The sequence below is a fragment of the Pseudomonas sp. NFPP12 genome (assembly GCF_900103205.1).
Lineage (GTDB): Bacteria > Pseudomonadota > Gammaproteobacteria > Pseudomonadales > Pseudomonadaceae > Aquipseudomonas > Aquipseudomonas protegens.
In genome coordinates this window covers 1,317,688-1,337,277 of record NZ_FMWW01000001.1, presented here as the reverse complement: position 1 = coordinate 1,337,277, position 19,590 = coordinate 1,317,688, and the positions used below count along the sequence as shown (strand labels likewise).

Annotated in this window: 17 protein-coding genes; 11 read left to right on the top strand and 6 right to left on the bottom strand. The window is 59.8% G+C overall.

All coding sequences use genetic code 11. The features are described from left to right. Window positions 1–146 precede the first annotated feature (146 nt). Complete coding sequence (locus BLS75_RS05635) at window positions 147–488, bottom strand: low molecular weight protein tyrosine phosphatase family protein (RefSeq protein WP_072452229.1); 342 nt, start codon at window positions 486–488, stop codon at window positions 147–149. Window positions 489–677: 189 nt separating this feature from the next. Here BLS75_RS05635 and BLS75_RS05630 point away from each other — a divergent pair, with 189 nt between their 5' ends. From BLS75_RS05630 to katG, 3 genes are all read left to right on the top strand, one after another. Further along, window positions 678–1,235: a helix-turn-helix domain-containing protein gene (locus BLS75_RS05630; protein ID WP_072452452.1), complete on the top strand. Its 558-nt coding sequence runs from the start codon at window positions 678–680 to the stop codon at window positions 1,233–1,235. A gap of 120 nt (window positions 1,236–1,355) precedes the next feature. Further along, complete coding sequence (locus tag BLS75_RS05625) at window positions 1,356–1,955, top strand: HD domain-containing protein (protein WP_011060985.1); 600 nt, start codon at window positions 1,356–1,358, stop codon at window positions 1,953–1,955. Window positions 1,956–2,169: 214 nt separating this feature from the next. Next, window positions 2,170–4,350 (top strand): catalase/peroxidase HPI, encoded by a 2,181-nt coding sequence (gene katG, locus BLS75_RS05620; RefSeq protein WP_072452228.1) that lies wholly within the window; start codon window positions 2,170–2,172, stop codon window positions 4,348–4,350. 127 nt (window positions 4,351–4,477) lie between these two features. On the opposite strand, the gene BLS75_RS05615 is transcribed toward katG, so the two are convergent. Continuing rightward, entirely contained in the window at window positions 4,478–4,906 is a 429-nt protein-coding gene (locus tag BLS75_RS05615; protein WP_072452227.1) for a hypothetical protein, read from the bottom strand. 234 nt (window positions 4,907–5,140) lie between these two features. Between BLS75_RS05615 and BLS75_RS05610 the strand changes: the two genes are divergently transcribed. The 3 genes from BLS75_RS05610 (at window position 5,141) to BLS75_RS05600 (ending at window position 6,831) form a co-directional block, all read left to right on the top strand. Beyond that, a complete protein-coding gene (locus tag BLS75_RS05610) occupies window positions 5,141–6,055 on the top strand; it encodes an SGNH/GDSL hydrolase family protein (RefSeq protein WP_072452226.1) in 915 nt (304 codons plus the stop codon). A 321-nt stretch (window positions 6,056–6,376) separates the two neighbouring features. Continuing rightward, a complete protein-coding gene (locus BLS75_RS05605) occupies window positions 6,377–6,640 on the top strand; it encodes a hypothetical protein (RefSeq protein WP_072452225.1) in 264 nt (87 codons plus the stop codon). A 2-nt stretch (window positions 6,641–6,642) separates the two neighbouring features. Then, window positions 6,643–6,831 (top strand): DUF6360 family protein, encoded by a 189-nt coding sequence (locus BLS75_RS05600; protein ID WP_236203763.1) that lies wholly within the window; start codon window positions 6,643–6,645, stop codon window positions 6,829–6,831. 46 nt (window positions 6,832–6,877) lie between these two features. On the opposite strand, the gene BLS75_RS05595 is transcribed toward BLS75_RS05600, so the two are convergent. Continuing rightward, complete coding sequence (locus BLS75_RS05595; RefSeq protein WP_072452224.1) at window positions 6,878–7,546, bottom strand: phytanoyl-CoA dioxygenase family protein; 669 nt, start codon at window positions 7,544–7,546, stop codon at window positions 6,878–6,880. A gap of 290 nt (window positions 7,547–7,836) precedes the next feature. On the opposite strand from BLS75_RS05595, the gene BLS75_RS05590 reads away from it, so the two are divergent. Next, window positions 7,837–8,130 (top strand): DUF3077 domain-containing protein, encoded by a 294-nt coding sequence (locus tag BLS75_RS05590; RefSeq protein ID WP_072452223.1) that lies wholly within the window; start codon window positions 7,837–7,839, stop codon window positions 8,128–8,130. Between the two features lie 223 nt (window positions 8,131–8,353). After that, complete coding sequence (locus BLS75_RS32010; protein WP_143031419.1) at window positions 8,354–9,616, top strand: hypothetical protein; 1,263 nt, start codon at window positions 8,354–8,356, stop codon at window positions 9,614–9,616. Window positions 9,617–9,857: 241 nt separating this feature from the next. Here BLS75_RS32010 and BLS75_RS05580 read toward each other — a convergent pair whose 3' ends face one another. Then, complete coding sequence (locus BLS75_RS05580) at window positions 9,858–13,670, bottom strand: SIR2 family protein (protein WP_072452221.1); 3,813 nt, start codon at window positions 13,668–13,670, stop codon at window positions 9,858–9,860. 321 nt (window positions 13,671–13,991) lie between these two features. Here BLS75_RS05580 and BLS75_RS05575 point away from each other — a divergent pair, with 321 nt between their 5' ends. Continuing rightward, on the top strand, window positions 13,992–14,273 hold the full coding sequence (locus BLS75_RS05575; protein ID WP_072452220.1) for a hypothetical protein: 282 nt from the start codon (window positions 13,992–13,994) through the stop codon (window positions 14,271–14,273). Between the two features lie 51 nt (window positions 14,274–14,324). Here BLS75_RS05575 and BLS75_RS05570 read toward each other — a convergent pair whose 3' ends face one another. Both BLS75_RS05570 and BLS75_RS05565 read right to left on the bottom strand, forming a co-directional pair. Continuing rightward, window positions 14,325–14,957 (bottom strand): cupin domain-containing protein, encoded by a 633-nt coding sequence (locus BLS75_RS05570; protein WP_072452219.1) that lies wholly within the window; start codon window positions 14,955–14,957, stop codon window positions 14,325–14,327. 73 nt (window positions 14,958–15,030) lie between these two features. Next, window positions 15,031–16,983: an oxidoreductase gene (locus tag BLS75_RS05565; RefSeq protein WP_072452218.1), complete on the bottom strand. Its 1,953-nt coding sequence runs from the start codon at window positions 16,981–16,983 to the stop codon at window positions 15,031–15,033. A gap of 214 nt (window positions 16,984–17,197) precedes the next feature. Between BLS75_RS05565 and BLS75_RS05560 the strand changes: the two genes are divergently transcribed. Both BLS75_RS05560 and BLS75_RS05555 read left to right on the top strand, forming a co-directional pair. Then, window positions 17,198–18,259, top strand: coding sequence for a polyamine ABC transporter substrate-binding protein (locus BLS75_RS05560; RefSeq protein WP_072452217.1), 1,062 nt, complete (start codon window positions 17,198–17,200; stop codon window positions 18,257–18,259). A gap of 99 nt (window positions 18,260–18,358) precedes the next feature. Continuing rightward, window positions 18,359–19,153: a class II aldolase/adducin family protein gene (locus BLS75_RS05555; protein WP_019093492.1), complete on the top strand. Its 795-nt coding sequence runs from the start codon at window positions 18,359–18,361 to the stop codon at window positions 19,151–19,153. Window positions 19,154–19,590 lie beyond the last annotated feature (437 nt).

The following is a 19,590-nucleotide window of genomic DNA, read 5'->3' as shown; positions in this document are numbered from 1 at the left end:
CCTGCGGCAGCGGCTACAGAGTTGCCCGTGACGCTAGCGCCTGCATCCGCTTCGTGTAGCCGCTGCCGAAGGCTGCGAACGAGCCGCAGGCTCGCCAGCGCTCTCCCAACCGCCACGCGGACAGGGCCCTGAATATCAGGGGCATATCAGCGAGCCTCGCCGCCATCGGGAAGAAACTGCGGCACCTTCTGCCGCAGCAACTGGATCAGTTCCGGGTCCATGAACTCGTAATCATCGGGAATGTTCAGGCAGACAATCTGCTGCTCGCGCAGCTGCGTCTTGAAGCGCTTGCGCAGTTTTTCCCGGTGTCGGGTTTCCATCACCACAATCAGCCCGGCCCATTGCACCAGCTCCGGGCCCAGGGGCACTTCGGCATCGTGGTTGAGCCCCGCCGAAGCGGTTTCGATCCCCGGCCAGTCGGCGAACAGCTGCTCGGCGGTGGGGCTGCGCAGCTTGTTCTGGCTGCAGACAAACAGGACATTGAGCATTGGGCCGAACTCCTTGGCACAGGCGCCCGGCCCGTGGAGGGCAGGGCAAAGGCGCTGATTTTTCGGGGCTTTGGCCGTGCTGTCCAGCAACTTGTGGCAGGCCGGGCGAATGGCGTGGGTCAGCGCCAGTTGCCCGCCAAGCGCCGAGGCTGCGAAACTGCCAGCCCCTTTACTCGCATCGCCCTGGCCATGTCCGCAGCCCCGTTCACCTCACCCCATCTGGGCCTGGCCCTCAGGCGCTGGCGCCTGTTGCACCGGGTCAAGCAGCAGCACGCCGCCGAGTTGTTCGGTGTGGCGCAGTCGAGCATTTCCCGTTGGGAAAACGGCCAGCAGGCCATGGAACCGGCCGAGCGTGTGCGCCTGGAACAACTGCTGGCGGCCAACCTCAGCGCCGCCGCCGACCAGGCCCTGGCGCGACTGGTGAATGACAGCCCGCGCGCCGTGCACCTGGTGTGCGACCTGACCCACCGCCTGCTGGCCTGTTCAGCGACCCGCGCCGGGCAGTTCGGCGTGCCCCTGAGCGAGCTGCTGGGGCACTCCCTGTGGGGCTTTTGCACCGAGGAAATCGTGCGCAAGGAAGCCGCCCTGGATGACCTGGGCTGGCGCGAAGTACTGGCCCCGCCGTCCCTGGAATTCTTCAGCGGCCACAACGATTCGGCCATCGTGCCCATCGCCCCCAGCCAGTGCCGCTGGACCCGCCTCAACCTCTCCGACGGCAACGCCGTGCGGCTGGTGGAAACCCTCTGAAACGGGGCCACGGATATTTTATCCGTGGCCCCCGGCAGCACCCCTTGGCTAGTCTGGTTGGCCATCGCTCGCCGCCTTTCAGTGCCGGCTGTGTTTTGCCCCCCCCGCGCAGGTCTTTCCATGAACAGTGAACTTCTCAGTGGCCGCCTTGAATTCCTCCGTGAAGCGGAAAAACTCAAGGACGTGCTGCGCAGTGCCCACACCTCCAGCGGCCGCCAGGAAAGCACCGCCGAGCACAGCTGGCGCCTGTGCCTGATGGCGCTGCTGTTCGAAGACCAACTGGGGGATCTGGACCTGCTGCGGGTGCTGAAGCTGTGCATCGTTCACGACCTGGGGGAGGCCATTCACGGCGACATCCCGGCGGTGGCCCAGGCCGCCCACCCGGACAAGAGCCCGCAGGAGCGCGCGGACCTGCAACTGCTGGCCCGAGCCCTGGACGCCCCGGCCCGCGAGCACCTGCTGGAGCTGTGGGACGAATACGAAGGCGCCGCCAGCAACGAGGCGCGCGCGGTCAAGGCCCTGGACAAGCTGGAAACCCTGCTGCAACACACCCAGGGCCAGAACCCGGCGGGTTTCGACTACCGCTTCAACCTCGGCTACGGCCGCCGCTACACCGACGCCAGCCCACTGTTCCAGGCCCTGCGCCAGCAGATCGATGCCGACACCCAGCGCCGCCTGGACGCCCAGGCTCAGGCCGCTGTTCAGCATCGGCTGCGCTAAACAAGCCCGGGCGCAGCTCGCCAGATCCGGGGCAGGCCCCCAGGGGGCAGGGCGCCCCGCGCAGAAACCTTGCAAGCGTCATGGTTTTTTTCTGCCAGGGTCATCAAGCGGGTCTATTTTTACCTTCGCTTACCGTTCACTACGCTTTTCATACGCACGTCCAGCCTCGGGCCCATATCGAGCAGCCGGGTAGGGATGACCGAAGGAGAGTCCCATGTCCAACGAATCCAAGTGTCCGTTCAAACACACCGCCGGCGAAGGCACCAGCAACCGCGACTGGTGGCCCGGCCAACTGAACCTGAATATCCTCCACCAGCACTCGCGCCTGTCAGATCCCATGGCCGAGGGCTTCGACTACGCCGCCGAATTCAACAGCCTGGACCTGGCCGCGGTGAAGCGCGACCTGCAGGCGTTGATGACCGATTCCCAACCCTGGTGGCCGGCGGATTTCGGCCACTACGGCCCGCTGTTCATCCGCATGGCCTGGCACAGTGCCGGCACCTACCGCATCGCCGATGGCCGTGGCGGCGCCGGGGGCGGGCAGCAGCGCTTCGCCCCGCTCAACAGCTGGCCGGACAACGTCAGCCTGGACAAGGCGCGGCGGCTGATCTGGCCGATCAAGCAGAAGTACGGGCGCAAGATCTCCTGGGCCGACCTGATCATCCTCACCGGCAACGTCGCCCTGGAATCCATGGGCTTTAAAACCTTCGGCTTTGCCGGTGGCCGCCAGGACGTCTGGGAGCCGGAAGACAACGTCTACTGGGGCAGCGAAACCACCTGGCTCGACGACCAGCGCTACAGCGGCGACCGCGAACTGGAGAACCCCCTGGGGGCGGTGCAGATGGGCCTGATCTACGTCAACCCGGAAGGCCCCAACGGCAACCCCGACCCGCTGGCGGCGGCCCGCGACATCCGCGAAACCTTCGCCCGCATGGCCATGGACGACGAAGAAACCGTGGCCCTGATCGCCGGCGGCCACACCTTCGGCAAGACCCACGGCGCCGGCCCGGCGAGCCACGTCGGCCCGGAACCGGAAGCCGCCGGTTTGGAAGAACAAGGCCTGGGCTGGAACAGCAGCTTCGGCACAGGCGTCGGCGGCGACGCCATCACCAGCGGCCTGGAAGTGATCTGGACCACCACCCCGACCCGCTGGAGCAACGACTTCTTCGACCACCTGTTCGGCTTCGAATGGGAGCTGACCACCAGCCCCGCCGGCGCCCACCAATGGCGGCCCAAAGCCGGCGCCGGGGCCGACAGCGTGCCCGACCCCCACGACCCGAACAAACGCCGCACGCCGTCGATGCTCACCACCGACCTGTCGCTGCGCTTCGACCCGGCCTACGAGGCGATCTCCCGGCGCTTCCACCAGCACCCCGAGCAACTGGCCGAAGCCTTCTCCCGGGCCTGGTTCAAACTCACCCACCGCGACATGGGCCCGCGCGCACGCTACTTGGGCCCGGAAGTGCCGGCCGAGGAACTGATCTGGCAAGACCCGATTCCCGCCGTGAACCACCCGCTGATCGACGCCCAGGACATCCAGCAGCTCAAGGGCCAGATCCTCAACTCCGGCCTGTCCGTGGCGCAACTGGTGTCCACCGCCTGGGCCTCGGCCTCGACCTTCCGCGGCTCGGACAAGCGCGGCGGCGCCAACGGCGCACGGATTCGCCTGGCCCCGCAAAAAGACTGGGAGGTCAACCAACCGCAGCAACTGGCCCAGGTGCTGCGCGCCCTGGAAGGGGTACAGAGCGCCTTCAACAGCTCGCAGACGGGTGGCAAGCGCGTGTCCCTGGCGGACCTGATCGTCCTCGGCGGTTGTGCGGCGGTTGAACTGGCGGCGAAAAATGCCGGCTACAGCATCAGCGTGCCCTTCGCCCCGGGGCGCATGGACGCCAGCCAGGAACAGACCGACGTCGAATCCTTCGCTGTGCTGGAACCCGTGGCCGACGGCTTCCGTAACTACCTCAAACCGGTCAGCGGCGTCACCGCCGAAGCCCTGCTGGTGGACAGAGCGCAACTGCTGACCCTGACTGCCCCGCAACTGACCGTGCTCCTGGGCGGCCTGCGAATGCTGGGGGCCAACGTCGGGCAATCGCCCCACGGCGTGTTCACCGCGCGCCCGGGTACCCTGAGCAACGACTTCTTCGTCAACCTGCTGGACATGGGCACCCAATGGAAACCCCTGTCCGAGGCCCGCGACCAGTACGAGGGCAGCGACCGCGCCACTGGGCAATACAAATGGAGCGGTACTCGGGTCGACCTGCTGCTGGGCTCCAACTCGCAACTGCGGGCCCTGGCCGAGGTGTATGCAGCGGCGGATGCGGGTGAGCAGTTCGTGAAGGACTTTGTGGCGGCCTGGGACAAGGTGATGAACCTGGATCGGTTCGATTTGCGCTGAGAGGTTTGCAAACCGGGTAAAACGACAACGCCTCCCTAGGGAGGCGTTGTTGCAGAGCGCTCACGGCCCTTCAGCCATGAGCACCGCCGATCAACGAGCACCGCGCTTGCAGCGCCCGCCCGACGCCCTACTTGGCCTTGAGGTACTCATTGAGAAACGCCTGGGCATCGCCATAGCTGGACAGGTTGCTGTCATAACCCACCTTCAGCGGCTTGGCCTCACCCGGCAGATGCAGCTCGCCATAGCCTTCCTGAAGCAGCAGCACCACGAACTTCTGCCCGTCCACCTGAGTGAAGTAACGGGTGTCGCGATCGGTTTGCTCCACGCTCATTTTCTGAATGCGCATGTTCCAGTCGTGGTCGGCGTCTTCCACCTGCACCAGCGCCTGATTGGCGCTGCGCTCACCGATGCGCAAGGTCCAGACCTTCACCCCGTGCGGCCCGGTGTAGGCCAGGATCTTGTCCGCCACCTGTGGCCGTTCCTCGGCCTGGGCCAGCCCGGTTCCCAGTACCCACGCCATGACCCACGCGGCCGCCCAACGGTAATAAAGCTGCATCCTTCTAGCTCCTGAACATGAAAAGGGGCGGTTATTGAAGCCGACCTGTGCGGCGCTGCCAAGCACCCAAGGCAACAGGCGGGATAAAAAAACCGGCGCACACGCTGGACTCACCCGCCACCGACCTGTCGCGAACAGCACACTCTTTGCGCCCTCGGCTAAATACAGGTCGCAAGCGTGGCGAGGCAAAACGTCGCCACCGGTAGTCTAAGAGCACCACCCGGGAGACTTTCAATGATTCGACGCGCGTGCTTGGCCGCTCTATTGACCATGACTGCCGCAACCGCCTTTGGCGGCCCTGGCTACGATCATCTCTATGCGTTCGGTGACAGCTACTCTGACAATGGCGCGGGTGAAACCTTCACCCGAACCATGGCCGCGCAGAAGGTCAAAGATGCACAGGAGCTGCCCGGTTCGCTGTATTGGCAGGGACGCTGGAGCAATGGTCCCACCGCGGTCGAGCACTTGGCGCAGGCCTTGAAAATCCCCTTGACCGACTACGCCATTGGCGGCGCCAAAAGCGGCAACGGCAACTACTACGCCTGGATGCAGCCCTCTCGCGACACCGGGGTTTTCGGGCAAATCGCCGATCACCTGAAAGCCGCTAAAACACACAAGGCGGATCCGGATGCGCTGTATTTCATTTTCATCTCAGCCAACGACTTTTTTGAATGGGCCGACTTCGCGCACCCAGAAACGATCGAAGTGCTTGGCCAGAACAGCGTGGCGAACATACAGAAGAGCACCGAGACGCTGATCGCCGCAGGGGCGAAGCACCTGATGGTGGTGGGGACCACGGATTTGAGCCATGTGCCGGCTGTGGTGCAGGGCAATCAAGTCAAGAACGCAACGCAATACCAGCAGATACTCGAACAAAAACTGCCCGCCGTGCTGACAACACTGGCTAACGCCCATCACGTGAGCATTGGCTACTTTGACCACCTGGCCTTCAGCAACACGCTTCGCGCGGCACCGGAGGTGGCGGGCCTGAAGGATCTGGATACCCCGTGCCAAGCCACCTACCCGGACGTCAAACCCGTGTGTGCGGATCCGGATAGCCATTACTACTGGGATGAATGGCACCCGACCCGCAAAGTCCACAGCCTGGCTGCCGAGGCGATGCTTGAAACGCTGAAAGCGAGCCGTTGAGGTTCTCTATCCGCCCATAGCCGTTCAGCACTGCCCGGCTATGAGCGCCAAGCATTGTCATGGTCGTTGCTCGGACATCCTTGCCCTTGTCGTTGAGAACAGCACGCTGCGTTCACGGGACGCTTAGCGACATGTGATCTTGTGGGCACCCTGGGGGGAGGCGCCGGCAACGAGTTCTCCAGTGGTATGGCGGACATGGGCTTGGCTCCATTCTTTAGGTCGTTGTTTGGGCTTGAACCCGATAAAGTGACCCGCCTCAAAGCGCCTGACGCACAAGCTGCGCCCCGATTCAAAGGCTGTATTTTCAGGATGAATACCCCCATGAGCCAACTCACCGCACTGATTGCCCAAGCCAAAGCCGGGCTGTCGGTCCAGCAAAACATTCCCCAGGAACGCTGGGAGGCCATCGCCACCCAGTGCGGCGCCGAGGAAATCGCCGAGATCAAAACCCGCATCGCCTCACTCAAGGCAGACAGGGAAGCCGTCGAAGACTGGGACGGCGACACCCGCGATGACCTGTATTTCGCCATCGCCGACTTCACCCGCCTGCTGGAACTGGCCAGCGCCCACGCACAAGGTGAATGAACATGCCGATTGACCGCACAACGGATTATTTCGAGAGCAGCGAGGGCGCCGTGCGCCTATGGATAGAGCAGGGCAGTGCCATTCATCTCAAGGCCATCAGCCCGCACAACGACCCCGTGGAACTGACGGCAGAACAGGCCCTGGAACTGGCCCAGGCACTGCAACGTCTGGCCAGCCGCCTGGCCGACTGAATGAGCGCCACGCTTTGGCTGACGCACCCCTGGCGCCCGAGCCCACTCAGACAAAGTCCGCCGGCTCGAAGCGCTCGCGGGTGTCCATGCGGATAGCACGCAGGCCCAGCGTCTGCAGATGGGACTCATACAGCCCCAGGGCGCAATAACTGATCAGCAAGCTGCGACGGCGCGCACCGCTGGGGTTCAGACTGGCCCCATGCACCAGATCGGCATCGAACAGCAGCACGTCCCCCGCATTGCCCGCCAACTGCACCACCCGGGATTCATCACTGAAATCAAAGGGCGCCAACCGCTCCCCGGGGCGATGACTGCCGGGCACGATGCGCGTCGCGCCATTGGCCGGCCCATAGTCATCGAGATAGACCAGCGCCGTGACCCGGTCACCGAGGCGCTGCTCCGACAGATCCCGGTGCAATACCTGATGACCGCCCCCCGCCAACGGCTCGCGGCCCTCCACCTGCGCCAGAAAAAAGCCTTCCCCGATCAACTCCCCGGCCACCGCCAAGAGCACCGGCAAACGACACACCGCCTGCACCCGTGCATCCAGATCCACCAGCGCATGCCGCCAATCCGCCCCCCGAGGCACCGGCCATTGCTCAGGCCCAATCACCCCCGCCTCGAACGTGGCCCGCAGCTCATCCAGCCAGCCGGCGGGCACCGCCTGACGTAGCAACAGGTAGCCGTTTTGATGGAGTTGTTCGCGGTCGATCATGAGGGGGCAGATGTCCTTATCCGGGGTGGGGGAAAGCATAACGGCTCGCTAATCCGAGCGACATAACCGGCTACGGTTTAGCGGTTGCCCCAGCGTGAGCAGACCGCCTAGTCTGCTGCGGTCGCTGCAAAATCAGCGACCGGGCCTGAGAACCCGATCAGATGCAGGCACATTGTTGATCAGGGAGTTTCAATCATGTCTGCCGGTAATCTGTCTGAATTTTGCTGCTGTTCCTTTCGCCTTTCCCCGTTCAAAAGCCTCTGCTGCCAGACCCTGGCGGGAGGTGCACGATGAGCCATTTAACCTCCATCAAAACCCAAGGTTTTGTCACCTTTGGCCAATGTGCCGATCCTGAACTAACGTTGTTTCGCGTCAATGGGGATGTGCCTTTGCAGCAGGCGTTGGAGCAGGCCTCTATTTTTTTGTACTACGCCAAGAAACTTGCGCTGGATGCCGCTATGGAAGAGCAGGGCGAGCGCTATGCTTGGGCTTCGCACTTCCTGGCGGAAATGGGTAAGGCGGTGATTGATGATGTGTGTTTGGGGTTGGGGGGAAAAGGGGCCGAGGGAGGGGCTCTGAGTTAGAGCTATACCGTACTAAGTAGATAGAAGCGCCGCTTATTATTGATTGATAAACGGCGTCTTTTGTGATTCGAGAAAGTAGCTTTCGGTCATTAGCGGATGCTCAACGTTAACAAGAAAATATATTGGGTCTTTATAGATGTATCGAGCGTGTTCTTTGTCGGTCAACAATTAGGTCTTCAATTAATTTGTAAGTTGTGAAGGTTAGAGCTTTTAGGGGGGTAAAGTGCAAGAGGAACAAGCTTTTTACAGATTGCCAGAAGAATCCCTTCCGGGTATTAGCTATAAAGAGCACGCGGAAGATCTTCGGGGTTTTAGGGCTTTAATTGATAGTTTGGGAATTAAAACCCACAATACTAGAATTTCTAGATACGTTCAGTATTTCGATGAGGTGGCCTCAGGCGGCGACATCAATGAGCAAAAAATATTCAAGAACGTGAAGGATGCAAGATTCAGTAGCCCCCTTGATTGGCAGCTATATCTTCTTAGAGAAGCTCACGAACTGATGTGGATATTTAGAGGTTTAAAAAAACATGCTCCAAAAGGCATCGAAAATAAGCTTGAGCAATTAGTTAGGGGTAGCGATTTCGCGGCTCTAGATACAAATACCGAGCCAAGAGACACACAGTTTGAACTGAGGGTTGCCAGCTACTTCTGTCAGGCAGGAAGCATGGTTGATGTTAGCACTGATACAGATGTAATTGCCATCGGAGAAGACCACGCTTATATCATCGAGTGTAAACGGATCGCTGGTATCCGTAACCTCAGAGACAATCTTATGAAGGCTAGGGAGCAAATAGCTTTGCGTATTCCTAGAACGTTAGAAGGGCGACGTGCCTTTGGTGTTATAGCGGCCGATGTTACAAAACTTGGATTTTTGCACAATGGTCTGACAATGGGGATGACAGCCGATCACACTAAAGACATCATCCAGAAAAAGCTTTTGCTGATTGCTCAGCAGGTAGAAAAACTGAAAATTTTTAATGGGTGCCCTGAAGTCGTCGAATGTTGGCTTCAAATTCATATGCCCGCAATCATCATGCATCCACCAGCAACTATAACAAGATTTTCTTCTTTTTCAGCAAGTAATCCTAAAGCTGATAGAAGAAGTAGGCGCGCAATAAAAGAGCTGCACTTTATTACTCAGGTCGTAAGGACGGTAGATGATAGAGGAATTAAGCCAAAAAAACTGAAGCTTCGATCTTCAATTGAGGTGCCGGCTGGTACGGAGTTTTATCTAGAGCGTGAGTTAGTGAATACGGTTTTGTCCGGCGAAAAGTTTGAAGGCTACTCTCAAGAAAAAGTAATTGCCTCAATGAAAGCTAATGGCGTTACTCATGAGTTTACAGTCATTGAGCTTGAAATGGTTATGGGGAGGTTTACCTCAGAACAAATACTAAAGCTTCTCGCTAGCGACGGCCAAGAAAGAATAGAACTCATCCTGCAGATGTTTGCACAACGTTATCCATATGAGGAGAGTGCATATTAATTAAATATAAGCTCATATTCCAAGAGGGCGGGCAGATTTATTCTCCCAATCCTGAACGTCAACTTTTAGATGACCTCTACCGGTGGCGACAGTCGCGATTCGGCCAAAAGCGGACGTTGGCAAGCGACTGCTACCGGCCAAAAGCGGACGATCCCTCGGAGCTAGTGCGATCAAATACAGTCGTCTGGTACCCAGGAAGCTCGAGGACAGTCGCTGACTTTTCGACTTGAAAGACCAAGGTTTAGCTCCGTTCAACAAGATCGACAAGGCGTAAGTAACGTGAGTCCGCTTTCAGATCAGGCTGGGTTTCCGCGATCAGAGTGAGTACCTTCGGCAACTCGTATGAAGGGCGTGTGAGAATCTGGGGCGTAACTCTATTCATCAAATCCAGCGTTATCTCAGGGTATAGAACGGTAATCGGCCTTTCATCGTTTAACTCTTGAGTGAACCGGTAGAACGGATGTTCATTTGTCTCCACCGCCACCAAGAATTTCTTTACCGCTTCATATACTGCGGGGAAACTATTGCCGGTGTCATCAAGCATGCCTATCCAGGCTCTCATCGATGCTGCGGTCCTGTATCGGCGTTCTCTCGGCCAGCCCTTGTTGATTAAAGGGATGACGTGTTTGGCCCAACCGTCCTCATTTTCCTGTCCAACCTGACCCAGCCAGGAAATGAAACGGTTCCGAGTATCATCAGACATTGCTCGAAGGACCGAACGCATTTCGCCTTGTGAAAAACCACCAGGCTCATTCGGGTGAAATACATAGATGTAGCCTAACCATTCGGCGGCTCTTCTTGAGAGGTCGTGATCCCATGAAAATCCTTCGACCCACGGGAATAGGTGAAGCAGGAGCGGTTTAATGATCTCTCGCAACTGCCGTCGAGGCACTTGGTCACTATAAAGAAATCCGTTCCATGCTGGTTCCGAAGCTGGATGCTCGAACTCCAACATGGGAGCAAGTCTTTCCTCGGTCCAGACGGGATCTACGAGCATGAGCCAGTTCAGACTCCTGCTCGCTACTGATATGGCATGATCTGAGCCCTCGCCAGGTAAAGCTAAGAGGCGTTCGACACGAGACTTTATGTAACCTGGAAGTAGTGAGCCGGCGATCTCCTGACTCCCTCTGGGAACTGCGTGAAAAAGGGCCTCAGTACACATACCAATGGGGCCGTTGATCGCATGGTCAAATGTGCGTAAGGACTTTTCAATAACTTTTCCGCCTTGGCGGATTTCACCAAGACCACTCTTCGCTGCATCTGCTCCACCGCTCAAGATGCCTTCGACGATATTATCGTAGACCGCCCAACCAAGGTCAGCATTAAACTCAAGGATTGCCACCAGGTGCTGTTGGAGCCATCGGCTCAACGTGTGGTTCAGTTGGGCGATAACTGCATGCGGGAGCCGTGCTACTCGGTTCAAGAATACCCGTCTCAGCCTGGCTGTGGTGTCGGCAGGAAACTCATTAATCATGGAGGACCAGAACGCTTCTGGGTAATCGCCGGCCTTACCTGCAATCGTCAGAGCAGACAATGCCTTTCGCGGATTGACCTTTACTAAACCAGTAAAGGGTCGCTTCTCGGTGAAGTTGCCAAAGTCACGCTTCAGCTCTTCCTTTGCCCTGGAAATCACCTCGTTTACGGGAAGATCCAAGACTGCGTCTGGTTTCTCGTCCGTACCGACCCAGCCGGTATGAGAGCCGTGCTCGATTACAATCGAAGTCGCCCAAGCATCGCTCCAATCAAGAATACCTCCGATCATCTCGGCAAGCCGTTCACTGTGAGCGGTTGTAAGTTCACAACCTTGTAGTTCGAGATATCGAGCGTATCTTGCGGCGACCTTGTCCCGCAGGTCATGGAATTCCCCGTCAGACCATTGAGTACGCTGGTCGGGGCCCGTCAAGATACGGTCTATAAGTTGATTCCGATTCACCTGAGAGAAATCTTTCCACCGGTCAACCAGTAGGAAAAGGAGCTCTCGGGTCACATTATTGTCCCAGAATGCCTCTTGATCTAAGAGCAAGACTTGCTCGGCAACCGAGTCGGCCTCGAAGATATCTACTTTGCTGTACGCATAGAGCTTGAGCTTTCGGAAGAAGAACCGCTCCGTTGTTGGCCAAGTCGTTGCGTGTGCCTTCGCCAGTTCTGGCCATCTGGCAGTCATCCGGTCAAAAAGATGAACAAACCAAACTATGGTCTTCGCAGCATTCGTGGCATACGTTTTCCCGTCGACCTCACGTTTCGGATAGAAGGTGGGTGTACGGAAGTAGATGGTCTCGATATCCCCTAATAGGCCTGAGGCGACAGCAAACTGCTCCTGCAGGATGCTAAATACTTGTGGTAGAAGATCGTCGGGGATGTGTAACTCTTCTTTGTGCTTATCAAGGAACATGATTTCGAACTGGCCGAGATCGCGGAGATGAATGTCCTCCCAAGTTTTCAACGGAGGCCTAATCTGCCCCATGCCAAACGGTCGCTGTATCTTCAGTCGCGGCGTCGCAACCCTCCGAAATTCTCTTAGGACACCTGCAGTCCATCCCTCTGCACTAATCCGTGTCTTCAAGTCAAACCACTCGCCATTCCACTGACGATTGCGAGGGTCTCGATGGTGTTCGAGGATAAGATTCCAGATATGAAGAGCTCGATCGCTGAGAGCCTTTGAATGCTCCACCTGCCACTCGAGCTGTTGCAGAAGTCGAGGATGCAGACCGTTCTGACGGATAGTCCACCACGCCAGCACAGGGCTTTCGATCACCTTGCTGACCCAGGTGATAAGGTGGCCAAGCCTTATCGGCGTCGCCTCGAAACCTTCTGCCTGCCGCCCACCCAACCGATGAAACTCATGCGGATTATCGTCTTCGCTGCGCCAGACTAAAAGATTATCGTTGCTGACATCCTGTCTGCGATCATCTTCAGAAATATCGCACAGATCGTCATCAAGCCCGTAAGCAAGCACAGGGTTAAAACTCTCTGCATCAGCGCCAAAGTCACCACTTGGTTTGTCGGATCGTACATATGCATCCATTACACATACCCATTCAGGATGCGGTGTTGGATCAGCTTCCGAGAACAATCTCGCTCCCTGAACTGTACGAAGAACATGAGCAATTTGACCGCGCTCATGAGGGGTAAGGGCCTTCGGGTCCTGCTGGCTTTTAGCGATTATGGATGCACGCCAGCTGCGCGGATCATCGGCCCGTTCTGCCCAAGCTTCCATGCTCTTCCATAGGTCCGAGTGATCGGAATAGGCTATGGCTGTAACCCCTCGGTCACGCCACTTGGCTTCGATGTCCTCAGGAAGCCCACGATCAAATGCATAGAGTCGGGATCGATCATATTGGCCGTCATGGTTGAGGCCCTGAAGAAGATATTTGACAGGAGGATCTTCAGCCTGATAGCCGACTAAAACGACAGTATGACGTTCGAGAAGGTGCCTGATGAAGTTGGTGGCCCATCCTTCAGAGAGGTACGCACGTCCGAAGTCCGCACTGCTGAGCACGTAGGGATGATATTCAGAGGCTGCATCCACCAGTCGACCGTGAAGATACGTGATCCCCTCTATCTTCGATCCGAAGTTCAGATCGGGAAAAGCAGGCGGCACATGCCAGACCAGGTCCCCTCCCACCTGCCCTGCCTCGAACAATCGGTCGAAGTTTGTCGTGACAATTTGTGGCACGCCGCTCTGACTCGAAGAAATCCGCTTGATCAGATCGTGCTCACGTCCAACATCTTTGATTTGTAGAGCAGCACTTAGCCGCTCTGTGACCAGAGCGTTAACTTCATCCTTACCGTATTCAAGGTGGAGGAGGTTGAAGATTTGGTCGAGTGGGACATTCGCCGCAGATTGACCCTCCAACCATGGTCGAAACGCGACCATGATGTCTGAGTCGGCTGGCGGATCGAAGAATTCTATGACGTGCCGAGTAAGGCCGACGAAAGTAGGCATTCCAGATGGCAACGAAACTCCCGCACCACACAGGAATACGACGCGGCCAGCATCGCAGCGTTCCAGAAGGATATCTGGTATGGAGGGGCCATCAGGAAAGAATCTCATACGCTCAATTCATCAATACTTTTTAAGGTTGTCATACCGGAGCGACGCATATGCTTTCGACGGTAGGAATACTGATACCGAGTCGCCCAGTATAGACGTGCACCGACAGTGACTGCCGCCTATATCAGTCCCATGTAGATATTGTTCATAGGGAATACCTGATCCTGAAGGGTAAGGGCAAGAGGCTGCTTCTGGCCGTAAGCAGAGGTTGGTACTGCATACGACTAGGCTAGCTCTGGGTGAAGTGACAACAGGAGGGCAGATATCCTCCTCATCAATCTCAAAGCTGCTTATCCAAACGCTCTGTTTAAGGGACCAGACATGACCGTTGAAATCATCGAGTTCAGAAAATTGCTAGAAGCCGGGCGGCGCTATCTGGAAGGCAGCGCCGCCCTCGCTGAGCTAAACGGTCGAATCAGCGCAACATTGGAGGCTGGACACTTCTGGGGAGCATCAGCGCCACTCATGGAAGTCGCCCGAGACTGGGAACACATGATTAACCGCGCCTGGAATGAGATGGGCGAGCAACCCGCTCCGCTGACCGAGGCCCAGTTCAGCGAGTGGTTGCGGCAGCAGTTCTACTTCCTAGTCCGTGACAGCTAGTTTTCAGTAAACGAAAGAGCGGTGCATTGCGCTTCCGCTCAGTAGCTCGCCTCAAAACGTCGGCGGTGTAATCACCCACAACACCACCGCATCCTCCTCCCCAGGATTCCCATACTTATGCGGTTCCTGGCTGGAGAAACTAAAGCTATCCCCCTCACTCAACTGAAAATACCGTTCCCCCACCCACAGCTCAAAACTCCCCGACAGCACATACCCGGCTTCCTCGCCCTCATGGCTGTAACTCTCCTTGCTGTAGGTCCCCGGCGGAAAGCGTGAGTGCAAAAACTCCAACTGCCGGGTCGGCTGTGGGGTCAGCAGTTGATCGATAATCCCGTTCTCATAATTCACCTGCAGCCGCTGTTTCTTGCGCACGACATAGCCTTGGTCTTCGGGCGCGGTTTGGGTTTCGCTGGCGAAGAACCATTGGATGGTCACGCCCAGGCTGCGGGCGATGTTGAACAGGGCGGGGATGGAGGGGTAGGCGAGGTTGCGTTCCAGTTGGCTGATGTAGCCGGCGGTGAGTTCGCTCTGCTGGGCCAGTTCGCTCAGGGTCAGGCCGCGGCGTTTGCGCAGGCCGCGGATGCGGGTGCCAAGAAACTGCGGGCCGCCGGGGGCCTGGGTGTCGGTGCCGGGCTCCGGGGCGGAAGGGCGGCTCGCGGGCGGCGTCTTGCTGCTTGGGTTCATGGCGGGCTCCAGGCCTGGAAGGCGGGCGCGTCCGGGCGCCCGTCCTGCAAAAGCCCTGGAGTATAAAGCAGCCTCAAAGCGCCCAGGCGACTTTCAAGCCATCAAAGATGGCTTCTTCCACGGTGCGCGGTGCCAGGCAGTCGCCGATGCGTTGGAAGGGCACCAGGCCTTTGAGTTGCTGGCCGAGGTCGTCCACGGATTGGTGGCCTTGGCACAGGACGAGGCTGTCGACGTTTTCCAGGAGCATGGGTTCGCCGCTGGCGGTGTGTTGCAGGTAGACGGTGCTGTCGTCGCAGCCGTAGAGGCGGGCGTAGGGAATGATCGGGATCGCCAGTTTGTGCAGTTCGCCGGCCAGTTGGTCGCGCACGTACAGCGGCAGGCTTTCGCCGCAGTGGGTGCCGTTGACCGCCAGTTGCACTTGGTGCCCGGCGCGTACCAGGCGCTCGGCGATGCCGGGGCCGATCCAGTCGCAGCGCCAGTCGGCCACCACGACGCTGCGGCCCAGTTGCACTTCGTCCCGCAGTACTTGCCAGGCGTCCACCACTTGCAGGTCGCCGCCGCGTTCGAAGTTCGGCCAGTAGGGCTGGGCGCCGGTGGCGATGATCACGTGGTCGGGGTTTTCGCGCTCGATCAGGGCGCGGTCGACCCGGGTGTTGCGCACCACTTCCACACCGGCCAGTTGCATTTCCCGTTGCAGGTTGGTGCTGGCGCCGCCGAATTCGCTGCGCCGGGGCAGCAGTTGTGCCAGTTGGATCTGGCCGCCCAGTTGCGCGCTGGTTTCGTAGAGGGTGACGCGGTGGCCGCGTTGGGCGGCGACGGCGGCGGCTTTCATCCCGGCCGGGCCGCCGCCCACCACCAGAATGCGTTTGCCGCGGGCGCTGGGCTTGGGCTGGCCGTAGAGCAGCTCGCGGCCGGTTTCCGGGTGCTGGATGCAGGAGATCGGCAGGCCCTTGTGGAAGTGGCCGATGCACGCCTGATTGCAGGCGATGCAGGCGCGCACGTCTTCGGCGCGGCCGCTGTCGCTCTTGTTGGGCATCTGCGGGTCGCAGATCAGCGCGCGGGTCATGCCGCACACATCGGCCTGGCCCTTGGCGATGATCGCCTCGGCTTCCTGGGGCTGGTTGATGCGCCCGGTGACGAACAGCGGGATCGACAGCCTGGCCTTGAAGGTGCCGGCTTCCCGGGCCAGATAGGCCGCTTCCACCGCCATGGGCGGGACTATGTGCACGGCGCCGCCGAGGGAGGCGGAGGTGCCGGCGACGATGTGCACGTAGTCCAGTTGCCCTTGCAGCAATTGCACGGCGGCCAGGGATTCGTCTTCGGTGAGGCCTTCGGGGTCGCGTTCATCGGCGGAAATGCGCAGGCCGATGATGAAGTCGGCATCGGTGCTGGCGCGCATGGCGCCGAGGATTTCCCGGATAAAGCGCAGGCGCTGTTCCAGTTCGCCGTTGTAGCCGTCGGTGCGGCGGTTGACCCGCGGGTTGATGAACTGCGCCGGCAGGTAGCCGTGGCTGGCCACCAGTTCCACGCCGTCCAGCCCGGCCTGATGCAGGCGCCGGGCGGCGTCGGCGTAGCCCTGGATGATCTCGTCGATCATGTCCTGGTCCAGGGCCCGGGGCATGACCCGGAAGCGTTCGTTGGGCACCGCCGAAGGGGCGTAGGCCACGGCCAGCAGGCCGTCGGCGGACTCCATGATTTCCCGTCCCGGGTGGAAGATCTGCGACAGCACCACCGTGCCGTGGGCGTGGCAGGTTTCGGCCAGACGCCGGTAGCCGTCGATGCAGGCGTCGTCGGTGGCCATCAGCACGTGGCTGGTGTAGCGCGCACTGTCGTGGACCCCGGCCACCTGCAGCACGATCAGGCCGACGCCGCCTTCGGCCCGGGCGCGGTGGTAGGCAATCAGCTGTTCGTTGACCAGGTTGTCGGTGGGCATCGAGGTGTCGTGGCCGCTGGACATGATGCGGTTCTTCAGGCGTTTGCCACGGATCTGCAAGGGTTCGAACAGGTGCGGGAAGGCGCTGGTCATTGCGGTGACTCCAGGCGGGCCAAGGGCAGGGGGCGGGGCCTTGGCGTTGTTATTGTTGGCCTATCAAAATTTACCTCCAGTAAAAAATCAACTTGTTTTTTTACTGAGGCTTGCAGTAGCTTCGATTTGCGCCCGCTCCCGGGGCCAACCTCACAACAATAAAAAAGGGCTGTGCCGGCGCCTGCCGGTGTGGCACCGCGAAGAGGATTCACAGATGAAAGCGCTCACCCGCAAGCACGGTTGTTCTTTCCTGGCCCTGAGCCTCGCCCTGGGTCTGACCCTGGGCCAGGGCACTGCCCAGGCAGCCCCCGACATGGTGGTCGTGGCGTACGGCGGAGCCGGACAAAAAGCCCAGGATGTGGCGTTGTTCCAACCCTTCAGCAAGGCCGATGGCAGCAAGCTGATCCAGAGCGAATACAACGGCGAAATGGCCCGGATCAAGGTCATGGTCGACACCGGCAACGTCGACTGGGACGTGGTGCAGATCGAAGGCCCGGACCTGATGCGCGGCTGCGACGAAGGCATGTACGAGCCCCTGGACTGGAAGGCCCTGGGCCGTGCCGAGCAGCTGATTCCAGACGCCGCCCAGCCCTGCGGCTCGGCGGTCCTGGTGTGGAGCGTGGCCATTGCCTACGACCGCAACAAGCTGGCCAAGGCCCCGACATCCTGGGCGGATTTCTGGGACGTCAAGCAGTTCCCCGGCAAGCGCGGCCTGCGCAAGCGCGCGGTGTACAACCTGGAATTCGCCCTGATGGCCGACGGGGTCAAGGTCGAGGACGTGTACAAGGTCCTGGCCACGCCCGAGGGGGTGGACCGGGCCTTTGCCAAACTCAGCGAACTCAAGCCCTACATCCAGTGGTGGGAGGCCGGGGCCCAGCCGGGGCAGTGGCTGGCCGCCGGTGATGTGGTGATGACTTCCACCTACAGCGGCCGCATCGCCGTGGCCGCCCAGGCCGGCGCGCCGCTGGCGGTGGTCTGGCCCGGCAGCCTGTACGGCATGGACTACTGGGCGATCATCAAGGGCTCGAAACACGTGGATCAGGCCAAGCGCTTCATCGCCTTCGCCAACCGCCCCGAGGTCCAGGTCGACTACGTCAAGCAGATCCCCTATGGCCCGACCAACACCCTGGCCGCGGCCAAGCTCGACCCGGCGCTGGCGCAGTGGGTGCCGACCTCGGAACAGAACCTCAAGGACGCCCTGGCGATGAACGTGGAGTTCTGGGTCGATCATGGCGAAGAGCTGGAAGAGCGCTTCAACGCCTGGGCCAGCAAGTAAGCGCAACGGGCTGGACGCCTGCGGGCGTCCGGTCCTATTGTTTGCCGGCTCTTTTTACCGACCCTGTTTGCCCGCCCACCCGCCTGGAGGACTCCAACAATGAACAATATCGCTCCCAGCCCCCACGCCCTGACCGAGCGCAGCAGCACCGAACAGCGCCTGCGCGAAGAGCTGGCGGCCTGCTACCGGCTGATCGCGCACTTTCGCATGACCGACCTGATCTTTACCCATATCTCGGTGCGCCTGCCCGGGCCCGAGCATCACTTCCTGATCAACCCCTACGGCCTGATGTTCGATGAAATCACCGCCTCCAACCTGGTGAAGATCGACCTCAATGGCGAAGCCGTGGAGCCGTCGCCGTACCCGGTGAACCCGGCGGGGTTCGTGATCCACAGCGCCATTCACGGCGCCCGGGAAGACGCCCAGTGCGTGCTGCACACCCACACCAAGGCTGGTTGCGCGGTGGCGGCGCTCAAATGCGGCTTGCTGCCGGTGAACCAGATTTCCATGGAGTTCTATGGCCGCGTGGCCTACCACGACTACGAAGGCGTAGCCCTGGACCTCGGCGAGCAGCAACGTCTGGTGGCCGACCTCGGCGACAAGAGCGTGCTGATGCTGCGCAACCATGGCCTGCTCACCGTGGGCGAAACCGTGAGCCAGGCGTTTTTGCGCATGTATTACCTGGAGAAGGCCTGCGAGATCCAGCTGGCGGCCCAGGCGGCGGGGGAGATCGTGCTACCGCCGGACGCGGTCTGCGCCCACACCGAACGCCAGTTCAACGACCCGGGCCGACCGCTGCAGGAAGGCGAACTCAACGACCCGGACGCCATGCAACTGGCCTGGGCAGCGTTGTTGCGCCTGCTGGAGCGCATCGCCCCCGACTACCGCGCCTGACCACACGTGGGTTTGTATCTACCTGTAGCCGCTGCCGAGCCCTGGCGAAGCTGCGAAAAGGCCCGCAGGACCTTGCTTGACGATCTCCAGCCGAACCTGTGTCGTCTTCAAGATCTTTGCGTCCCTGCGACGGAGTGCCGCCCAGACCGTGCGCAGCCTTCGGCAGCGGCTACAGGGACCGCGCCGTTTGTTGTTTTTGTCACGGTGCTCCCGGCTTTGTCATGTGTAGCCGCTGCTGAGCCCTGGCGAAGCTGCGAAAAGGCCCGCAGGGCCTTGCTTGACGATCTCCAGCCGAACCTGTGTCGTCTTCAAGATCTTTGCGGCCCTGCGGCGGAATGCCGCCCAGACCGTTCGCAGCCTTCGGCAGCGGCCACAGGAAGCGGTGCGGCTTGGGCGGCCACACAAACGCTGGATAGCCACGGAAGGCCTGTTGTACA

Bases quoted from the DNA above. Each gene is read 5' to 3' on its own strand.
- BLS75_RS05580 (WP_072452221.1), bottom strand. From the start codon at position 13,670: ATGAGATTCTTTCCTGATGGCCCCTCCATACCAGATATCCTTCTGGAA.
- BLS75_RS05625 (WP_011060985.1), top strand. From the start codon at position 1,356: ATGAACAGTGAACTTCTCAGTGGCCGCCTTGAATTCCTCCGTGAAGCG.
- BLS75_RS05570 (WP_072452219.1), bottom strand. From the start codon at position 14,957: ATGAACCCAAGCAGCAAGACGCCGCCCGCGAGCCGCCCTTCCGCCCCG.
- BLS75_RS05560 (WP_072452217.1), top strand. From the start codon at position 17,198: ATGAAAGCGCTCACCCGCAAGCACGGTTGTTCTTTCCTGGCCCTGAGC.
- BLS75_RS05635 (WP_072452229.1), bottom strand. From the start codon at position 488: ATGCTCAATGTCCTGTTTGTCTGCAGCCAGAACAAGCTGCGCAGCCCC.
- BLS75_RS05600 (WP_236203763.1), top strand. From the start codon at position 6,643: ATGCCGATTGACCGCACAACGGATTATTTCGAGAGCAGCGAGGGCGCC.
- BLS75_RS05605 (WP_072452225.1), top strand. From the start codon at position 6,377: ATGAGCCAACTCACCGCACTGATTGCCCAAGCCAAAGCCGGGCTGTCG.
- BLS75_RS05630 (WP_072452452.1), top strand. From the start codon at position 678: ATGTCCGCAGCCCCGTTCACCTCACCCCATCTGGGCCTGGCCCTCAGG.
- BLS75_RS05575 (WP_072452220.1), top strand. From the start codon at position 13,992: ATGACCGTTGAAATCATCGAGTTCAGAAAATTGCTAGAAGCCGGGCGG.
- BLS75_RS05565 (WP_072452218.1), bottom strand. From the start codon at position 16,983: ATGACCAGCGCCTTCCCGCACCTGTTCGAACCCTTGCAGATCCGTGGC.
- BLS75_RS05590 (WP_072452223.1), top strand. From the start codon at position 7,837: ATGAGCCATTTAACCTCCATCAAAACCCAAGGTTTTGTCACCTTTGGC.
- BLS75_RS05615 (WP_072452227.1), bottom strand. From the start codon at position 4,906: ATGCAGCTTTATTACCGTTGGGCGGCCGCGTGGGTCATGGCGTGGGTA.
- katG (WP_072452228.1), top strand. From the start codon at position 2,170: ATGTCCAACGAATCCAAGTGTCCGTTCAAACACACCGCCGGCGAAGGC.
- BLS75_RS05555 (WP_019093492.1), top strand. From the start codon at position 18,359: ATGAACAATATCGCTCCCAGCCCCCACGCCCTGACCGAGCGCAGCAGC.
- BLS75_RS05610 (WP_072452226.1), top strand. From the start codon at position 5,141: ATGATTCGACGCGCGTGCTTGGCCGCTCTATTGACCATGACTGCCGCA.
- BLS75_RS05595 (WP_072452224.1), bottom strand. From the start codon at position 7,546: ATGATCGACCGCGAACAACTCCATCAAAACGGCTACCTGTTGCTACGT.